Origin of the sequence: Streptomyces sp. NPDC000134, from assembly GCF_042899225.1 — a bacterium.
Taxonomy (GTDB): domain Bacteria; phylum Actinomycetota; class Actinomycetes; order Streptomycetales; family Streptomycetaceae; genus Streptomyces.
In genome coordinates this window covers 339,323-357,706 of the sequence record NZ_JBIAZN010000005.1, presented here as the reverse complement: position 1 = coordinate 357,706, position 18,384 = coordinate 339,323, and the positions used below count along the sequence as shown (strand labels likewise).

The following is an 18,384-nucleotide window of genomic DNA, read 5'->3' as shown; positions in this document are numbered from 1 at the left end:
CATGCTCGAGACCTCGGCACGCCTCCTGCGCCTGCTCTCCCTCCTCCAGGCCCACCGCGAATGGTCCGGCGCCGACCTCGCCGACCGCCTCGGCGTCACCCCCCGCACCGTCCGCCGGGACGTGGACAAGCTGCGCGAGCTGGGCTACCCGGTCAACGCCAGTTCCGGCACCGGCGGCGGCTACCGGCTCGGCGCGGGCGCCGAACTCCCGCCGCTGCTGCTGGACGACGACGAGGCCGTCGCCGTCGCCGTCGGCCTGCGCACCGCCGCCGGGCAGGGCATCGAGGGCATCGGCGAGACCTCGGTGCGGGCCCTGGCCAAGCTGGAGCAGGTGCTGCCGCACAAGCTGCGCCGCCGGGTCGGCGCGCTCACCGCGTTCACCGTGCCGATGCTGCGCGGCCCGGGGCCCGCCGCCGTCGACCCCGCCGTCCTGACCGAACTGGCCCGCCTGTGCCGGGACGCCGAGCGACTGCGCCTGGAGTACCGGGGCCACGACGGCACCGTCACCCGCCGCACCGTCGAGCCGTACCGCCTGGTGTGCACCGAACGCCGCTGGTACCTGGTCGCCTACGACCCGGACCGCGCCGGCTGGCGGACCTTCCGGGTGGACCGCGTCACCCCCCGGCCGCCGCACGGGCCGCGCTTCACGCCGCGCGAGCCGCCCGCCGAGGACCTGGCCGCCTATGTCTCCCGGGGCGTCTCCACCCACGCGTACGCCGCCCGTGCCGTGGTCCGGCTGCTGGTGCCCCTGGCCGAGGCGGCCGGGCGGGTGTCGCCGTCGGACGGAGTGCTGGCGGCGGAGGGGCCGGGAAGCTGCCTGCTGCGCACCGGCGCCGCGAGCCTGGACGGCCTGGTGGTGCACGTGATGATGCTGGGCTACGACTTCGAGGTGCTGGAGCCGCCCGAGCTGGTCGAGGCGGTCAGGAGTGCTCGGGATCGGCTTGATGCCGCTGTGGCTCGGGCTGCGGGGCCTCGGCCGCGTACCGGGGATGGTGCAGGTCGAACGCCGGGGACTCCGAGCGGACCCGGGGCAGCGCCGTGAAGTTGTGCCGGGGCGGCGGGCAGGAGGTGGCCCATTCCAGGGAGCGGCCGTAGCCCCAGGGGTCGTCGACGTCGACCTTCGTGCCGTACTTCGCGGTCTTCCAGACGTTGTAGAGGAACGGCAGGGTGGAGAAGCCGAGCAGGAACGCGCCGATGGTCGACAGGGTGTTCAGCGCGGTGAAGCCGTCGGCGGCGAGGTAGTCCGCGTACCGGCGCGGCATCCCCTCCGCGCCCAGCCAGTGCTGCACCAGGAACGTGGTGTGGAAGCCCGTGAACAGCGTCCAGAACTGGATCTTGCCGAGCCGTTCGTCCAGCATCTTCCCGGTGAACTTCGGCCACCAGAAGAAGAAGCCGGCGAAGGTCGCGAAGACCACGGTGCCGAAGACGACGTAGTGGAAGTGGGCGACGACGAAGTACGTGTCGGTGACGTGGAAGTCCAGCGGCGGCGACGCCAGGATCACCCCGGTCAGCCCGCCGAACAGGAACGACACCAGGAAGCCGGTCGCCCACAGCATCGGCGTCTCGAAGGAGAGCGAGCCCTTGAGCATGGTGCCGGTCCAGTTGAAGAACTTCACGCCCGTCGGCACCGCGATCAGGAAGCTCAGGAACGAGAAGAACGGCAGCAGCACCGCACCCGTGGCGAACATGTGGTGCGCCCACACCACCAGCGACAGACCGGTGATCGCCATGGTGGCCGCCACCAGCGTCAGATAGCCGAACAGGGGCTTGCGGGCGAAGACCGGGATGATCTCGCTGACGATGCCGAAGAACGGCAGCGCGATGATGTAGACCTCCGGGTGCCCGAAGAACCAGAACAGGTGCTGCCACAGCAGCGCCCCGCCGTTGGCCGAGGCGAACACCTGCGAGCCGAACCGCCGGTCCGCCTCCAGGACCAGCAGGGCCGCCGCCAGCACCGGGAAGGCGACCAGGATCAGGATCGACGTGAACAGCGTGTTCCACACGAAGATCGGCATCCGGAACATGGTCATGCCGGGCGCGCGCATCCCCACGATCGTGGTGAGGAAGTTGACCGCGCCGAGGATCGTCCCGAACCCCGACAGCGCCAGCCCCATGATCCACATATCGGCGCCGATGCCGGGGGAGTGCACCTGGCTGTTGAGCGGCGCGTAGGCGAACCAGCCGAACGCGGCCGGCCCCGACGGCACCAGCAGCGACCCCAGCACGATCAGCCCGCCGAACAGGAACAGCCAGTACGACAGCATGTTCAGCCGGGGGAAGGCCACGTCCGGGGCGCCGATCTGGAGCGGCATCAGCTCATTGGCGAAGCCCGCGAAGCTCGGCGTCGCGAACAGCAGCAGCATGATCGTGCCGTGCATCGTGAACAACTGGTTGAACTGCTGGTTGTCGACGAGCTGGAGTCCCGGCCGGGCCAGTTCGGCGCGCATCAGCAGCGCCATGACCCCGGCGACCAGGAAGAACACGAACGACGTGACCAGGTAGAGATGGCCGATCTTCTTGTGGTCCGTGGTGGTCAGCCAGCCGATCACCGCTCGGCCCGGCCGCCGCGTGCCCGCCGGACCGGTCGCCGGCCGCACGGTCTGCGTTCCCATCGCTCGCCCGCCCCTTCGCCGATCGTCTCCCGGGCCCGCCATGATGCTCGCGCCACGGCCCGCCCGACAGAGGGCGTACGGAGGTGAGGTGCGCGCGATGTGGCGCCGCTGTGCGTCCGCGGATTTCCCGAATGTTTTCGGCCGCGCCTGGGCGAAGGGGCGAACGGAGGGGGAATGAAGGTTCGGGCGCCCTTTTTCGGCCGGTCCTTTTCGCCCGGTTATTCGAAGGGTTGATACGGCCCGGGATAATGTCCCGCCATTGCTCCGGACGGCACCGCCGAACCGCTCGTCCGTGTGACGGAGTTCCGCCGAAACGCGTGTCGTGATCCTGTGACAGAAGTGTGACCGGCGGCGGATACCCGCCCCTGCCCGGGGCCATCGTGCGCGCGGTCCGCCGGGCCGGGGTTCCCTGGCCGCCGGGCAGGGCTTAGCGTGGCGCCATGGCACCGATTCCGACACCCCCGGACGAACCCCAGGACAGCCCGGACGCCTACGTGGGCCTCGACTCCGGCGCGGCCGAGCGGCGGGCGCGGGAGCGCGGCTGGTCGACGGTGCGGTCCCTGCCGCCCGGGGCGATCGTCACCATGGAGTACCGCGCGGGGCGGCTCAACTTCGAAGTACGGGACGGGCGGGTGACCCGGGCCTGGAAGGGCTGACCCGGGCGGCGGCGACGGCGCGGGGAGGGGCGTGCGTACCGGTCCCCGCGCCGGCCGGCCGCCGGGTCAGCTCCCCGAGAGGGGCCGGGCGGCCGGGGCCGTGCCCCGGGGATGCCGGTCGGAGTGCGGCGTCGGACGGCGGCTGCCCGCCGGGGTGACCGGCGTGCGCTCGGAGCGGGCGGTGTGCGGGCCCGGGGCCAGGTGGGCCCCCCGGGAGCGGGCCGTCGAGACCGGCTCGCGCGCCGGGGCGTCCTGGTCGGTGACGGCCGGGGCGAGCACCACGGGCGTCGTCGCCGGGCGGCCGGGCCGGGAGGACCAGCGGTCGCGCAGCCCGAGGAGCCACGCCTCCGAGCGGGCGATCAGCGGCTCGCACCACGGCAGCGCCAGCAGGATCAGCAGCCCGGCGATCCAGCCGAGGATCACATCGCTCAGCCAGTGCGTACCGAGGTACACGGTGGACATGCCGACCCCGAGCGAGGTCACCGCGGACACGGCGGACAGCCAGCGGCGCGCTCTGGGCGTGGAGGCCAGATAGGCCAGGATGCCCCAGGTCACCACGGCGTTGGCGGTGTGACCGCTCGGAAATATATCGCCGCCGGCCCACATCTCGTTCGAGCCGACGGTGGTCGCGTAGTGCGGTCCCAGGCGGCCCATGCCGTACTTGGCGGCGCCCACGGTGACGTTCAGCAGCAGCAGGGAGGCGCCGAGCGCCAGCAGCGGGCGCAGCGTGCGCTGCCGCCAGGAGCGCCAGCCCAGCCACGCGGCGACCATCACGGCGGTGGGGCCGCGCTGGCCCAGCACCACGTAGTAGTCGACGAACGCGTGGATCTCCGGCCACTGCTGGTACGGCCGGAAGAACATGACCTGCCAGTCGAGCCGGACCAGCCAGGAGGTGATCACCACCGCCCACACGATCGCCACATAGACGGCGAGGGACCCGGAGAGCAACGCAATCCGGTGCCGGCTCATCTTCGGCACGTCGAGATGGGCCGGCCGTTCCGGTTCACGGTCCAGCCTCGCGAACACCCGGTCCAGACGGGTGAGGTTCCGTTCGGTACGCACCCAATCGACGTTACAGCGAGTGAGGAGCGATCCCCGCCGAATCAACGGCTTTGTGATGACGATGTGATGTGGGATTCCTCTCAGAACGAACCCTAATTCCCGGGATTCCGTTCATCATGCCGTCGGTGCCCTGCATTTCTTTTGATCATTCAAGGTGACGGTTTTATCGTGCTTATGAATTCGTTCACCGAAAGCTCGGGTCGAATTCTCCCGCCGCTCACCGGGCGTGTCCGGGCGGTCAGGGCGGACCGGTGCCGTTCAGCCAGAACGCCCCGTACACCGCCGACCCCACCGCCACACCCGCCACGACCAGCGCGGACCGTGCGGCGCGCGGCCGGGCGAGGGCCGCGGCGAGCGGCAGCAGCAGCGGGAACGCGGGCAGCAGCAGCCGCGGCTTGGAGCCGAAGTACCCCGACGCGCACAGCGCCAGCGCGGTGACGATCCCCCCGTACACCAGCAGCGGAAGCGGCAGGCGCCGCCGTACGCCGACGACGTACAGCCACACCACCAGGGCCACGCCGGCGGTCAGGCCGAGGCCCGCGAGGGCGGCCGGGAACGACGTGAACTTTTCGGCGACGAAGCGGGCGAAGGCCAGGCCGCCGTCGAACCCGTTGCGCCATCCGGCCTGGACGTCAAGGTAGCCGAGCGGGCCCCCGCCGGTGCGGCGGCCGACCCACAGGACGTACCCGGCGGCGCCCAGGGGAGCGAGGGCCATGCCGAGGACCGGCCGCGCCCGCCCGCCGGGGACCGGGCCGCGGGCGAGGGCCGCGAGGGCGCCCGCCCACACCGCCGCCGCGACGGCCAGCCCCACCGGACGCGTCAGCCCGGCCAGCAGGGCGAGGCCCCCGGCCGTCACCCAGCGGCCGGTCAGCACCGCGTACAGCGACCAGGCCGCCAGCGCGGTGAACAGCGACTCGCTGTACGCCATCGACTGCACGATCCCGACCGGCAGCACGGCCCACAGCAGCACCAGGCAGACCCCGGCGCGCCGCCCGGCCACCAGCTCCCCGACCGCGAAGATCCCCCAGGCCGCGGCGAGCGAGGCGAGCAGGCTCACCACGAAGCCGGCATCGGCGTACGACAGCGGCGTCACCGCCGCGCCGAGCCGCTCCAGCCAGGGCAGCAGCGGGAAGAACGCCAGGTCGGAGTGGACGTCGCCGTTCGGCAGTCGCACCTCGTGGCCGTAGCCCCCGGCGGCGACCCGGGCGTACCAGAGGGAGTCCCAGCGGGCGGTCAGCAGCGTGTACGCGCTCTTGTCGCGTGCGGCACTCCACAGGGCCAGTGCCAGCAGGCCCAGGGCGCGTACGGCCGCGTAGCCCAGCAGCGCGGGGGCGGCCCGGCGCACGGCGGGGCGGAGGTCCGGCGCCGCGCTCGTCACAAGATCGGTCACGGGCTCGATTATCGACCGGCCGCCGGACCGCCCGGCCGGCCGGTCCCGCCCCCGGTTACTGTCCGACGGAGGGTGAACGTCGCCAGCGGGGTGCGCCGCCGTATCGGCGGCCGGGTGGACGTGCGGGGCACCGCGTCGTAACGTCGGCCCCGAGCCGTGACTAGCACTGCTAGTTTTCAAAGTTCCCGGAGGGTGTCCCATGTCCGCGTCCTTCAACCCCGCCGACCCCCTCGGCCTCGACGACCTGCTGTCCCCCGAGGACCTCGCCGTCCGTGACACCGTGCGCACCTGGGCCGCCGACCGCGTCCTGCCGCACGTCGCCGACTGGTACGAGAAGGGCGAGCTGCCCGTCCTGCGCGACCTCGCCCGCGAACTCGGCGCGATCGGCGCCCTCGGCATGTCGCTCACCGGCTACGGCTGCGCCGGCGCGAGCGCGGTCCAGTACGGACTGGCCTGCCTGGAGCTGGAGGCCGCCGACTCCGGCATCCGCTCCCTGGTCTCCGTGCAGGGCTCCCTCGCCATGTACGCCATCCACCGCTTCGGCAGCGAGGAGCAGAAGCGGACCTGGCTGCCGCGCATGGCCGCCGGCGAGGTCATCGGCTGCTTCGGTCTGACCGAGCCCGACCACGGCTCCGACCCCGCCGCCATGCGCACGTACGCCAAGCGCGACGGCTCGGACTGGGTGCTCAGCGGCCGCAAGATGTGGATCACCAACGGGTCGGTGGCCGGCGTCGCCGTGGTGTGGGCGCGGACCGACGACGGCATCCGGGGTTTCGTGGTCCCGACCGACAGCCCCGGTTTCTCCGCGCCGGAGATCAAGCACAAGTGGTCCCTGCGCGCCTCCGTCACCAGCGAACTCGTCCTGGACGACGTACGGCTGCCCGCCGACGCGGTGCTCCCGGAGGTCACCGGGCTGCGCGGGCCGCTCAGTTGTCTCTCGCACGCCCGTTACGGCATCGTCTGGGGCGCCATGGGCGCGGCCCGGACCTGCTTCGAGGCGGCCGTGGAGTACGCGCGGACGCGGGAGCAGTTCGGGCGGCCGATCGGCGGGTTCCAGCTCACCCAGGCCAAGCTCGCCGACATGGCGGTCGAACTGCACAAGGGGATTCTGCTCGCCCATCACCTGGGGCGGCGGATGGACGCGGGGAGCCTCCGTCCCGAGCAGGTCAGCTTCGGGAAGCTCAACAACGTACGGGAGGCGATCGAGATCTGCCGGACCGCGCGGACGGTCCTCGGGGCCAACGGGATCTCCCTGGAGTATCCCGTCATGCGGCACGCGACCAACCTGGAATCGGTGCTCACCTACGAGGGCACCGTCGAGATGCACCAGCTCGTGCTGGGCAAGGCGCTCACCGGACTCGACGCGTTCCGGTAGAAGAAAGAGGAGGGGACGTGCGGGCGGGGCCGTGGTGCGCGGCCCCGCCTCAGCTCTGGTTGAAGAAGCCGTCCGACCGGTGGGCGGCGGGCTCGCCGCTGATGACCTGGGTGTCGGCCGGGCTCAGCAGGAAGACCCGGCTGGAGACCCGCTCGATCGACCCGCGCAGCCCGAAGATCAGGCCGGCCGCGAAGTCGACCACCCGCTTGGCGTCGCCGGCGTCCATGGCCGTGAGGTTGATGATGACCGGGACCCCTTCCCGGAACAGCTCGCCGATGGCCCGCGCGTCCCGGAAGCTGTCCGGTGTCACGGTGCCGATGCGGCGGCCCCGCTCCTCGGCGGTGTCCGCGGCCACCTTCACCCGCGGGTCCGTGACCCAGGCGTCCTGGGTCTCGGGGCCCTCGGAGTAGTCGTCGTCGTAGTAGCGCTCGTCATCGTTGTCGTCGACGAGGCCGAGCCACGCACTCGCCTTGCGTACCGATCCCATGGACGCCTCCTCTCAAGCGGTCTTCCTTGCTTTCCGCATCCCTATGGTCATCCATGATGCGGACGTCGCGCCAAGTGGATAGACGCCGCGCGGGGGGTTTGTGACGGTACTGGTGCACAGCGGTTCCGTCGAGAGTCCATGTGTCCCAAGGGTCGGTTCCCAAACGGGTGCTGACTGTGAGTGAAATATGACTCTTCTCGGCGGACGGGTGACGGGCAGGGCGTCCGGGTGAAGTCCTCGATCGGTACGATGCCGCGGCTCAGCGTCGTCGTCACCACGGGGGAAGCGTCATGTTCGGAATCGTCAGGCCCTGCCGGCACCGGCTCGGGGAGAGCCTCACCAGCCAGTGGATGGCCCATTTGTGCGGATTGTGCCTCGCGCTGCGCGGGGACCACGGCCAGTTCGCGCGGATCGTCACCAATTATGACGGCCTGCTGATATCGGTGTTGACGGAGGCTCAGGCCGGGACGGGCGGGGGACGGCGCCGGACGGCGGGGCCCTGCCCACTGCGCGGGATGCGCACCGCGTCCGTCGCGCGGGGTGAGGGAGCGCGGCTCGCGGCGGCGGTCTCCCTGGTGCTGGCCTCGGCCAAGGTCCGCGATCACGTCACCGACGGTGACGGTCTGCTGGCCCGCCGGCCGGTGGCGCGCGCCGCCCGCCGGGTCGCCGCGCGCTGGGACGCGGCCGGGGCGCGGACCGGCACCGCCGTCGGCTTCGACACCGCCGTCCTGCTCGACGCGGTGGACCGGCAGTCCGGCGTCGAGGCCCTCGCGGGCCCGGGGACGCCGGTCCTCGCGGTCACCGAGCCGACCGAGACGGCCACCGCCGCCGCCTTCGCGCACACCGCCCGTCTCGCCGGCCGGCCGGGCAACGCCGGACCGCTCGCCGAGGCCGGGCGCCTCTTCGGGCGGCTCGCCCATCTCCTGGACGCCGTGGAGGACCGGGAGGCGGACGCCGCGTCGGGTGCCTGGAACCCGCTCACCGCCACCGGGACGCCGCTCGCCGAGGCCCGGCGGCTCGCCGACGACGCCGTGCGCGGGGTGAAGCTGGCGCTGCGCGAGGCGGAGTTCACCGACGGGCGGCTGGTCCACCGGCTGCTCGTGCACGAGCTGCGCACCTCCGTCGACCGCGCCTTCGACACCGCGTCCTGCGCCCACGCCTCCACCGCCCCGCACCCCTCCGCTCCCCGTGCCGCCGGGCCCTACGCCCCGCCCGGCACCCCCGGGGGCCCGGCCGCCCCGCCGCCCCCGCAGCCGCCGCGCAACCGGCGGGGGCTCCTCGCGGGGTGCGCGGTGTGGCTGGGGCTGGCCTGCACCTGCCAGTTGTGCTGCGGCACCTACTCCGACCCCTGGACCGGCGAGCGCAAGCAGGCGCAGTGCGGCAACTGCGACTGCGGCGGGTGCGGCGACTGCTGCCAGTGCTGCCAGTGCTGCGGCGAGGACGGCTGCTGCGACGGCTGCTGCGACGGCTGCGACTGCGGGTGCGACTGCGGGTGCTGACCGGCCCGGCGTGGACGTGATCGGTCCGGCGTGGACGTGATCGGTCCGGCGTGGACCGAGGGCGGGTGCTGACCGGTGGTGTTCCGGTCGCGTGGCAGGCTGGGGCCATGACGACGGACGTATCGGACGAGTGGCAGCGGTGGCACGAGCAGCGGGTGGCGGCGGTGACGGCGCCGCACGGGCCGCTCGCGCTGACCGGCACGTACTGGCTGGAGGACTACCCGGACGGCCGGCTCCCCGGCATCCCCGGGAACTGGACGTCCGGCCGGGACGCGGTGGTGCTGACCGCCGAGGAGGGTGACGGGCTGACCCTGGACGGGCGGCCCTTCACCGGCCGGACGCTGCTCACCGCCGACCACGGCCCGGCCGGCGCGGCCCGGGTGGCGCACGGCGAGCGGAAGCTGGTCGTGCTGGTGCGCGAAGGCTCCTGGGGCGTACGGGACTTCGACCCGGACGCCGAGGCGCGCCGGGCGTTCCGGGGCATCGAGGCCACCCCGTACGATCCGCGCTGGTCGGTGCCCGGACGGTTCACGCCCTACGGCGACGGGGACCGCAGGGTGCGGGTGCCGAACGCCGACGGGCGGGAGCGCGGGCTCGGGCTCGCCGGGGAACTGGCCTTCACGCTGGACGGGCGGGAGCTGACCCTCCAGGTGTCGGTCGAGGAGGACGGCTCGCTGTGGGCGGTGTTCGCCGACGCCACCAGCGGGGTGAGCAGTTACCGCTTCCGGTTCCTGCGGCCGCCGGCGCCGGACGGGCAGGGCCGTACGACGGTCGATCTCAACCGCGCGCTGCTGCCGCCGTGCGCGTTCGCCGACCACTTCATCTGCCCCTTCCCGCCCCCGGGCAACACCCTGGACCTGGCGATCGAGGCGGGAGAGCGCGCGCCGGCGTGAGCCGGGCGGACGTCCGGCCGACGGCCGACGGCCGAAAGGCACCCTTGCGCCGACCGGCCGTTCGGCCGAATACTCCCCCTCAGCGCTTGTCAGGGGCACGCTGTGTTCTGGAATCCGGACGTCCGGACCCCTGGCTGCGCCTCACGGGCCCACAACCCCACGAATGGGCCCCCGACTTCCCCCGTGGAGGAACGAAAAGTGAGGATCAAGCGCACCACCCCCCGCAGCGGTATCACGAGACGAACCCGGCTGATCGCCGTCTCGACCGGCCTCGTGGCCGCCGCAGCGATCGCGGTACCGAGCGCGAACGCCTCGGACGCGCCCAGCACCTTCAGCTCCGCCGAACTCAAGAGCGCCAGCGGCTCCGTGCTGAAGGCCGACGTCCCGGGCACCGCCTGGGCGGTCGACAGCAAGAGCGGCAAGGTCGTGGTCACCGCCGACAGCACGGTGTCCGCGGCCGAGATAGCCAAGATCAAGAAGCAGGCCGGCGAGAACGCCGGCGCGCTGACGATCAAGCGCACGCCCGGCACGTTCAGCAAGCTGATCCAGGGTGGCGACGCCATCTACGCGGACAGTTGGCGCTGCTCCCTGGGCTTCAACGTCCAGAACAGCAGTGGCACCCAGTACTTCCTGACCGCCGGTCACTGCACCGACGGCGCCGGTAACTGGTACTCCAACTCCGCGCGCACCACAGTCATCGGCGCGACCGCCGGTTCCAGCTTCCCGGGCAACGACTACGGGATCGTGCGGTACACCGGGTCCGTCAGCCGGCCCGGCACCGCGGGCGGCGTGGACATCACCAGCGCGGCCACCCCGCCGGTGGGCACCACCGTCATCAGGACCGGCTCGACCACCGGTACGCGCAGCGGCCGGGTCACCGCCCTGAACGCCACCGTCAACTACGGCGGCGGCGACATCGTCTCGGGCCTGATCCAGACCACGGTCTGCGCCGAGCCCGGCGACTCCGGCGGCCCGCTGTACAGCAGCAGCGGCATCGCCTACGGTCTGACCTCCGGCGGCAGCGGCAACTGCACCTCCGGCGGTACGACCTTCTTCCAGCCGGTCACCGAGGCGCTGAGCGCCTACGGCGTCAACGTCTACTGAGCGGACGTCACCGGACGGAACCAGTAGTCCCGGGAGCCCCCGCACGCCAGTCGTGCGGGGGCTCCCCCTCGTCCGCGGCCGCCGGGAAGGACTCCGCCCCGGTGCCGCCCTTCCCGGTGGAGCGGGAGAAGGCCCGGCGGCAGGGACCGGTTCCGGACAGCAGCAGACCCCGTCGGCCGCCGGAAGGTCACCCGTCCGTGGTGTTTGCGAAGCGGACGGGTCGGCGGGGCGGGCGGGCGGTGAAGGACGTGTGGCCGCACTGGAGTTGTCGTGCGCACGTCTCCGGGCCGGCCTTGTGTGCCACCTGTGCGTTTCGGAACAGTGGATTCCAGGCCAACCGTCCTTCCGGCCCGCGCGAATCCCACGTCTCTCGGGCCGACCCCCCACAGGAGGACCCGAGTTGAAGCACCGACGCACCCCCGGGCGGCGCGCCGCCGTGGCCGGAGCGGGTATCGCCGCCCTGGTCGCCGCGGCCGTCACCTTTCAGACCGCGAACGCCGGCGAGGCACCGGCGGCCCCCGCACCCCAGACCCTGTCCGTCACGGCGGCCGGAAAGCTCGCCTCGACCCTGCTGGAGGACCTCGGCGACGCCGCGGCCGGCACGTACTACGACGCGGCGTCCCGGCACCTGGTCGTCAACGTGCTCGACGACGGCGCCGCCCGGACCGCCGAGGCGGCCGGCGCGAGGGCCAGAGTCGTCGCGAACTCCCTGGCCGACCTCAAAAGAGCGCGCACCGCACTGGAGCGGGACGCCGCCGTCCCGGGCACCTCCTGGGTGACCGACCCCACCGCCAACAAGGTCGTCGTCACCGCCGACCGCACCGTCTCCAAGGCCGAGTGGGCCGGGCTGGCGAAGGCGGTCGGCGACCTCGGCGGCCGGGCCGAACTCCGGCGCACCCGGGGCGAGTACCGGCCCTTCCTCGCGGGCGGCGACGCCATCACCGGCGGCGGCGGCCGCTGCTCGCTCGGCTTCAACGTGACCAGGGGCGGCGAGCCGTACTTCCTCACCGCCGGCCACTGCACCGGGTCCGTCTCCACCTGGTCGGACTCCTCCGGCACCGTCATCGGCCGCACCGTGGCCTCCAGCTTCCCCGGCGACGACTACGGCCTGGTCCAGTACACCGCCGACGTGGACCACCCGAGCGAGGTCGACCTCTACGACGGCACCGCGCAGCCGATCACCGGCGCCGCCGAGGCCGCCGTCGGCATGGCGGTGACCCGCAGCGGCTCCACCACCCAGGTGCGCTCCGGCACCGTCACCGGCCTCGACGCCACCGTGAACTACGGCAACGGCGACATCGTCGAGGGCCTGATCCGGACCGACGTGTGCGCCGAGCCCGGCGACAGCGGCGGCCCGCTGTTCTCCGGCGGCGACGCGATCGGCCTCACCTCCGGCGGCAGCGGCGACTGCGCCCGGGGCGGGGAGACCTTCTTCCAGCCGGTCACCGAGGCCCTGGCGGCGACCGGGACGCGGATCGGCTGAGCCCCGCCGGCCCGGGAGGCCCCGCCGTGGGCCTCCCGGGCCCCTTCGGGTCAGCCCGCCTGGGTCGGCAGCCGCGTCCCCTCCCGCCGCCGGCGCAGTACCGCCGCCAGCATCGTGATCGCCGTCCCCGCCACCGCCCACGCCCACAGCACCAGCAGGGACAGGGTCAGGTCGTTGCTCCTGAAGTACGCGACCGAGCGGGCCGCCCAGGTGCCCGCGCCCGGCGGCAGCGCCGGGCCGATCGCCTTCCAGAACGGCGGCAGCATCGGCAGCGGGAAGGCACCGCCCGCGCTCGGGTTGCCCGCGACCACCACCAGCAGGATCGCCAGCCCGATGCCGACGATCCCGAAGACGCCCTGGAGGGCGAGGGTGGCGGCGCCCACCGCGAAGGTGATCAGCGCGCCCAGCCCCCACAGGTCGACCACGGCGCCCGGCAGCGCGCCCAGCACCGGCCCGACGATCACCGCGCCGCCGAGCCCGCCGACGATCGCGACCAGCGCCATCACGATCAGCCGGATCGCCGCCCGGCGCGGGTCGGCGGGCCGGGCGCCGGTGCTGATGGCGAGGATCGAGGCGCACAGATAGCCGCCGACGCACCAGCCGACGACCAGGTAGAAGGACGACAGCCCGTCGAAGTCGCGGGCCGAGGCGGGGGCCACGTCGACGGTCCGCACGGTCCGCCGCCCGGCCCGCTCCACCTCGGTGACCAGGCCCTCCAGGGTGGTGACGAGGGCGGTGCCGCCGCCGGAGGCGACCAGCAGGGTGTCCCGGGTGCCGCGCGGGTCCACGACCAGGGCGCCGTCGATCTCCCGGTCCATGATCTTCTTCCGGGCGTCCGCCTCGTCCCGCACCACGCGCGGGTCCAGCGGCGTACCGGGCAGCCCTGCCAGCTTGGCCACCGTCCGCCCGGCGGCGGCTCCGGGCGCGGCCACCCCGAAGGGCACGTCCCTCGGCTCGGGATCGTGCAGCGCGCCGACGTAGGAGGCGATGAACAGCAACTGGAGCGCGAGCACGCCGAGCACCAGCAGCGTGGCCCGCGGGGTGACGGCGTCCCTCAGCTCGTTCAGGAAGGAGCCCTTTTGCGACGCGGCGCCGGTGGTGTGCGACATGTCCCCACGGTCCTGGCCGGAGGGTGTTCGCGCAGGTGGGGCGGGGCCGAACGGATGTCGCACACGTATTCGAAGATGGAGGTATGGTGGGAGAGGTAGTTGGAACAGGCGTTCGATAGGACGTGGAAGCTCATCAGTGCGGGAGGTGCTTGTGCCGGGGTTCCCGCATCTGCGCACCGTCTCCGGGTTCTCCCTGCGCTACGGCGCCTCGCACCCGGAGAAGCTGGCCGAGCGCGCCGCCGAGCGGGGCCTGGACGCCCTCGCCCTCACCGACCGCGACTCCCTCGCGGGCACGGTCCGCTTCGCCAAGGCGTGCGCCAAGGAGGGCGTCCGCCCGCTGTTCGGCGCCGGTCTGGCGGTGGCCGCCCCCGACTCCGGCCCCGGCCGCACGGACACCTCCGTACGCCGGGACCGGCGCCGTACCCCCGTGCGCGGCGGCGCCTTCGTCGACGAGTCGGCCCAGCGCGTCACCTTCCTCGCCCGGGACGGCGCCCGGGGCTGGGCCGACCTGTGCCGGCTGGTCTCCGCCGCCCACCGCGCCCCCGGGAACCCCCTGCTGGCCTGGTCCGACAACCACGCCGACGGCCTGACCGTGCTGCTCGGCCCCGACTCCGACGTCGGCCGCGCCCTCGCCGCCGGCCGCCCCGACCGCGCGGCGCGGCTCCTCGCGCCCTGGCGGGAGGTGTACGGCGACGCCCTGCGCCTGGAGGCCGTCTGGCACGGCCGCACCGGCACCGGACCCGGCTCCCTGCGGCTGGCCGCCCGCACCGTGGGCTTCGCCGCCGAGCAGCGCGTCCGGCCGGTGCTGACCAACGCCGTCCGGTACGCCGATCCCGGCCAGGGCCCGGTCGCCGACGTGCTGGACGCCGCCCGCCGCCTGGTCCCGGTCGACGTCACCGGGGAACGGGACTCCGGCGAGGCGTGGCTCAAGGACGCCACCGCCATGGCCGGGGCCGCCGAGCGGATCGTCGAGGCGGCCGGCTTCCGCCGCGACACCGCCCACCGGCTCCTGGAACAGACCCGGGCGGCGGCCGCCGAGTGCCTGGTCGACCCCGAGGACGACCTCGGCATGGGCACCGTCCACTTTCCCGAACCGCACCTCGTCGGCGCCGGGCGCCGCACCGCCCAGCGGGCCCTCGCCTCCCGGGCGGCGGCGGGGATGGTCCGCAAGGGGTACGACCGGCGGCGCGCGTACTGGGAGCGGATGCACCACGAGCTGGACATCATCGCCCACCACGGCTTCGCCTCCTACTTCCTCACCGTCGCCCAAGTGGTGGACGACGTACGGGAGATGGGCATCCGGGTCGCCGCGCGAGGCTCCGGCGCCGGTTCGCTCGTCAACCACCTCCTCGGCATCGCGCACGCCGACCCGGTGGAGCACGGGCTGCTGATGGAACGGTTCCTCTCCAAGGAGCGGGTGGTCCTGCCCGACATCGACATCGACGTGGAGTCCGCGCGCCGCCTGGAGGTCTACCGCGCGATCATCGGCCGGTTCGGCGCCGAGCGGGTCGCGACCGTCGCGATGCCGGAGACGTACCGGGTCCGGCACGCCGTCCGGGACGTGGGCGCCGCGCTGTCCATGGACCCGGCCGAGATCGACCGCGTCGCCAAGTCCTTCCCGCACATCCGCGCCCGCGACGCCCGCGCGGCGCTGGCGGAGCTGCCCGAGCTGAGGCAACTGGCGGGCGAGCAGGAGAAGTACGGCAGGCTCTGGGAACTGGTCGAGGCCCTCGACGCCCTCCCGCGCGGCGTCGCCATGCACCCCTGCGGCGTACTGCTCTCCGACGCCTCCCTCCTGTCCCGTACGCCGGTCATGCCGACCGGCGGCGAGGGGTTCCCCATGGCCCAGTTCGACAAGGACGACGTGGAGGAGCTGGGGCTGCTCAAGCTGGACGTGCTGGGCGTGCGGATGCAGTCGGCGATGGCGCACGCGGTCGCCGAGGTGGAGCGGGCGACGGGGACCGGGGTCGACCTGGACGCCGTACCGGACGGCGATCCGGCGACGTACGCGCTGATCCGGTCCGCCGAGACGCTGGGCTGCTTCCAGATCGAGTCGCCGGGCCAGCGGGACCTGGTCGGCCGGCTCCAGCCCTCGGCCTTCCACGACCTGGTGGTGGACATCTCCCTCTTCCGCCCCGGCCCGGTCGCCGCCGACATGGTGCGCCCCTTCATCGAGGCGCGGCACGGGCGGGCGCCGGTGCGCTACCCGCACCCCGACCTCGCGGGGCCGCTGGAGAGCACCTACGGGGTCGTCGTCTTCCACGAGCAGGTCATCGACATCGTGGACATCATGACCGGCTGCGGACGCGGCGAGGCGGACCGGGTGCGGCGCGGGCTGTCCGACCCGCAGTCGCAGGGGCGGATCAAGGTGTGGTTCGCGCAGAGCGCCGCGGCGAACGGGTACGACGCGGAGACGATCGGGCGGACCTGGGAGATCGTCGAGGCGTTCGGGTCGTACGGCTTCTGCAAGGCGCACGCGGTGGCCTTCGCGGTGCCGACGTACCAGTCGGCGTGGCTGAAGGCCCACCACCCGGCCGCCTTCTACGCCGGGCTGCTCACCCACGACCCCGGCATGTACCCCAAGCGGCTGCTGCTCGCGGACGCGCGGCGGCGCGGGGTGCCGATCCTGCCGCTGGACGTGAACAAGTCCGGGGTCGCACACAGGGTCGAACTGGTGTCTGAATCCGGGGTGTGGGGGCTGCGGCTGGCCCTCTCCGACGTGCACGGCATCAGCGGGGCCGAGGCGGACCGGATCGCCGCCGGGCAGCCGTACGCCTCCCTGCTCGACTTCTGGGAACGGGCCCGGCCCAGCCGTCCGCTGGCCGGCCGCCTCGCCCAGGTCGGCGCGCTCGACGCGTTCGGCGCCAACCGCCGCGACCTGCAACTGCACCTGACCGAGCTGCACCGGGGCGCCCGCGGCGGACGCGGCGAGCAGCTCCCTCCCCCACTACTTGACGTGTGGGAGGTACCCCCATCCGGCGGGCGGCGGACCGCCTCCGCCGGGCTGCCCGACCTCACCTCGGCCGAGCGGCTCAGCGCCGAACTGGGCGTGCTGTCGATGGACGCCTCACGCAATCTGATGGACGACCACCGGGCCTTCCTCGACGAACTCGGCGTGGTCTCCGCGCGCCGGTTGCGTGAGGCCAGGCACGGGGAGACGGTGCTGGTCGCGGGCGCGAAGGCGGCCACGCAGACGCCTCCGGTCCGGTCCGGCCGGCGGGTCGTCTTCACCACCCTGGACGACAGCACCGGCCTGGTCGACCTCGCCTTCTTCGACGACTCCCACGACGCCTGCGCCCACACCGTCTTCCACTCCTGGCTGCTGCTGGTACGCGGGGTGGTGCAGCGCCGCGGCCCGCGCAGCCTCAGCGTGGTGGGCGCCGCGGCCTGGAACCTGGCGGAGCTGGTGGAGGTGCGGCGCCAGGAGGGCCTCGACGGGGTCGCGGCCCGCCTGGCCGGGGGCGCCACCAGGGGCGACGCCGCCGAGGACGGCCCCGCTCGGCGCCGCCTGGCCGGCTCGGACGGGCGGCCCGCGCCGGCCGGCTCCGCGGCGCCGGACGAGATGGAGCGCCGGCGGACCCTCCGCATGCCCACGGGGTACGAGATGCACCCCTGGGCCGATCTGCGCCCCGCGGGCGAAGGGCCCGCGGTGGGAAGGAAGTTGTGGCACCAGAGTCCGGGGAGTGCGGGATGACCATTCTCTGCGTACGTTTCCAGTTGCCGCCCATGGACGAGGCGGCCCTGCCGGGGCTGCTCGGCCTGCTGGAGGAGTTCACGCCGGTCGTCGAGGCGCTGCCGCCGGACGGGGCGCTGGCCGATCTGCGGGGCGCCGAACGGTACTTCGGGCGCGACGCCGTGGAACTGGCGTCGGTGATCCGGGTCCGCGCCCTCGCCCTGCACGGCGTCGACTGCGTGATCGGCGCCGGGCCGGGCCCGATGCTGGCCCGCATGGCGCTGCGGGAGGCCCGGCCCGGACTGACCCGCGCGGTGCCCCGGGACGACGTGGCCGGCTTCCTCGCCGGCAAGCCCGTCGCCGCGCTGCCCGGCGTCGGCGCCGCGACCGCCCGCACCCTGTGCGAGTACGGCCTCGACACCCTCGGCCGGGTCGCCGCCGCGCCCCTGTCCACCCTCCAGCGTCTGGTCGGCGCGCGGACCGGCCGCGAACTGCACGAGAAGGCCAACGGCGTCGACCGCGGCCGGGTGGTCCCCAACGGGATCTCCCTCCCCCACTCCCGGCTTCGCGCGAGCGGGGGGACCCCCATCCTGGCCACCGAACGCCCCTTCACCCGCGACGAACTGGACCCCGAGCGGCACCGCCGCGCCCTGCTCTCGGCCACCGAGGAACTCGGCACCCGGCTGCGCAACCTCGACAGGATCTGCCGCACCCTCACCCTCACCGTGCGCTACGCCGACCGGTCGGCGACCGTCCGCACCCGCACCCTGCGGGAGCCGACCGCGCACTCGGCCGCCCTGACGGACACGGCCTACGCGATGTACGAGGCGCTCGGCCTCCAGCGCGCCCGCGTCCGCGCCGTCGCCCTGCGCGCCGAGGGCCTCACCCCCGCCGAACAGGCCACCCACCAGCTCACCTTCGACCCCGTGGACGAAAAGGTCCGCCGCATCGAACAGGCCGCGGACCGCGCCCGCGCCCGATTCGGGCCCCGGGCGGTGATACCGGGGACGCTCGCGGCGTAGCGGGTGACCCGGGTCCGTC

13 protein-coding genes and 1 pseudogene are annotated in these 18,384 nt (G+C 73.6%); 9 read left to right on the top strand and 5 right to left on the bottom strand.

Translation table 11 applies throughout. The features are described from left to right. Nucleotide 1 precedes the first annotated feature (1 nt). Entirely contained in the window at nucleotides 2-1,042 is a 1,041-nt protein-coding gene (locus ACFY32_RS10485) for a YafY family protein (RefSeq protein ID WP_359203202.1), read from the top strand. On the opposite strand, the pseudogene ctaD reads toward ACFY32_RS10485, so the two are convergent. Then, nucleotides 930-2,612 (bottom strand): annotated as a pseudogene (ctaD, locus tag ACFY32_RS10480) (cytochrome c oxidase subunit I); the annotation flags it as partial. The gene ACFY32_RS10485 and the pseudogene ctaD overlap by 113 nt on opposite strands. A 440-nt stretch (nucleotides 2,613-3,052) precedes the next feature. Between ctaD and ACFY32_RS10475 the strand changes: the two are divergent. Further along, nucleotides 3,053-3,268: an I78 family peptidase inhibitor gene (locus tag ACFY32_RS10475; protein ID WP_359203199.1), complete on the top strand. Its 216-nt coding sequence runs from the start codon at nucleotides 3,053-3,055 to the stop codon at nucleotides 3,266-3,268. Nucleotides 3,269-3,334: 66 nt separating this feature from the next. On the opposite strand, the gene ACFY32_RS10470 is transcribed toward ACFY32_RS10475, so the two are convergent. Both ACFY32_RS10470 and ACFY32_RS10465 read right to left on the bottom strand, forming a co-directional pair. Next, entirely contained in the window at nucleotides 3,335-4,330 is a 996-nt protein-coding gene (locus tag ACFY32_RS10470) for a phosphatase PAP2 family protein (protein WP_390673895.1), read from the bottom strand. Between the two features lie 238 nt (nucleotides 4,331-4,568). Beyond that, the gene (locus ACFY32_RS10465) at nucleotides 4,569-5,720 is read right to left on the bottom strand and encodes a hypothetical protein (RefSeq protein WP_359203194.1); all 1,152 of its coding nucleotides are present in this window, start codon (nucleotides 5,718-5,720) and stop codon (nucleotides 4,569-4,571) included. Between the two features lie 199 nt (nucleotides 5,721-5,919). On the opposite strand from ACFY32_RS10465, the gene ACFY32_RS10460 reads away from it, so the two are divergent. After that, entirely contained in the window at nucleotides 5,920-7,095 is a 1,176-nt protein-coding gene (locus ACFY32_RS10460) for an acyl-CoA dehydrogenase family protein (protein WP_359203191.1), read from the top strand. Between the two features lie 49 nt (nucleotides 7,096-7,144). Here ACFY32_RS10460 and ACFY32_RS10455 read toward each other — a convergent pair whose 3' ends face one another. Then, entirely contained in the window at nucleotides 7,145-7,582 is a 438-nt protein-coding gene (locus ACFY32_RS10455) for a cell division protein SepF (protein ID WP_359203188.1), read from the bottom strand. Between the two features lie 290 nt (nucleotides 7,583-7,872). Between ACFY32_RS10455 and ACFY32_RS10450 the strand changes: the two genes are divergently transcribed. The 4 genes from ACFY32_RS10450 to ACFY32_RS10435 all read left to right on the top strand — a co-directional run bounded on the left by ACFY32_RS10450 (nucleotide 7,873) and on the right by ACFY32_RS10435 (nucleotide 12,561). Beyond that, a complete protein-coding gene (locus ACFY32_RS10450) occupies nucleotides 7,873-9,081 on the top strand; it encodes a DUF5685 family protein (RefSeq protein ID WP_390673894.1) in 1,209 nt (402 codons plus the stop codon). Nucleotides 9,082-9,188: 107 nt separating this feature from the next. Then, nucleotides 9,189-9,974 (top strand): DUF1684 domain-containing protein, encoded by a 786-nt coding sequence (locus ACFY32_RS10445; RefSeq protein WP_359203182.1) that lies wholly within the window; start codon nucleotides 9,189-9,191, stop codon nucleotides 9,972-9,974. 198 nt (nucleotides 9,975-10,172) lie between these two features. Continuing rightward, nucleotides 10,173-11,078, top strand: a complete 906-nt coding sequence (locus tag ACFY32_RS10440; protein ID WP_359203180.1) for a S1 family peptidase — start codon at nucleotides 10,173-10,175, stop codon at nucleotides 11,076-11,078. Nucleotides 11,079-11,478: 400 nt separating this feature from the next. Further along, the gene (locus tag ACFY32_RS10435) at nucleotides 11,479-12,561 is read left to right on the top strand and encodes a S1 family peptidase (protein WP_359203177.1); all 1,083 of its coding nucleotides are present in this window, start codon (nucleotides 11,479-11,481) and stop codon (nucleotides 12,559-12,561) included. 50 nt (nucleotides 12,562-12,611) lie between these two features. On the opposite strand, the gene ACFY32_RS10430 is transcribed toward ACFY32_RS10435, so the two are convergent. Next, nucleotides 12,612-13,670 (bottom strand): DUF3533 domain-containing protein, encoded by a 1,059-nt coding sequence (locus ACFY32_RS10430; RefSeq protein WP_390673893.1) that lies wholly within the window; start codon nucleotides 13,668-13,670, stop codon nucleotides 12,612-12,614. 151 nt (nucleotides 13,671-13,821) lie between these two features. Here ACFY32_RS10430 and ACFY32_RS10425 point away from each other — a divergent pair, with 151 nt between their 5' ends. Together ACFY32_RS10425 and ACFY32_RS10420 are read left to right on the top strand one after the other, a co-directional pair. Further along, nucleotides 13,822-17,364: a DNA polymerase III subunit alpha gene (locus ACFY32_RS10425; RefSeq protein WP_390673916.1), complete on the top strand. Its 3,543-nt coding sequence runs from the start codon at nucleotides 13,822-13,824 to the stop codon at nucleotides 17,362-17,364. Then, nucleotides 17,361-18,365, top strand: coding sequence for a hypothetical protein (locus ACFY32_RS10420; protein WP_359203171.1), 1,005 nt, complete (start codon nucleotides 17,361-17,363; stop codon nucleotides 18,363-18,365). The genes ACFY32_RS10425 and ACFY32_RS10420 overlap by 4 nt, the downstream gene beginning before the upstream one ends. The last annotated feature ends 19 nt before the right edge of the window (nucleotides 18,366-18,384 follow it).

Bases quoted from the DNA above. Each gene is read 5' to 3' on its own strand.
- ACFY32_RS10485 (WP_359203202.1), top strand. From the start codon at position 2: ATGCTCGAGACCTCGGCACGCCTCCTGCGCCTGCTCTCCCTCCTCCAG.
- ACFY32_RS10430 (WP_390673893.1), bottom strand. From the start codon at position 13,670: ATGTCGCACACCACCGGCGCCGCGTCGCAAAAGGGCTCCTTCCTGAAC.
- ACFY32_RS10455 (WP_359203188.1), bottom strand. From the start codon at position 7,582: ATGGGATCGGTACGCAAGGCGAGTGCGTGGCTCGGCCTCGTCGACGAC.
- ACFY32_RS10420 (WP_359203171.1), top strand. From the start codon at position 17,361: ATGACCATTCTCTGCGTACGTTTCCAGTTGCCGCCCATGGACGAGGCG.
- ACFY32_RS10460 (WP_359203191.1), top strand. From the start codon at position 5,920: ATGTCCGCGTCCTTCAACCCCGCCGACCCCCTCGGCCTCGACGACCTG.
- ACFY32_RS10475 (WP_359203199.1), top strand. From the start codon at position 3,053: ATGGCACCGATTCCGACACCCCCGGACGAACCCCAGGACAGCCCGGAC.
- ACFY32_RS10450 (WP_390673894.1), top strand. From the start codon at position 7,873: ATGTTCGGAATCGTCAGGCCCTGCCGGCACCGGCTCGGGGAGAGCCTC.
- ACFY32_RS10445 (WP_359203182.1), top strand. From the start codon at position 9,189: ATGACGACGGACGTATCGGACGAGTGGCAGCGGTGGCACGAGCAGCGG.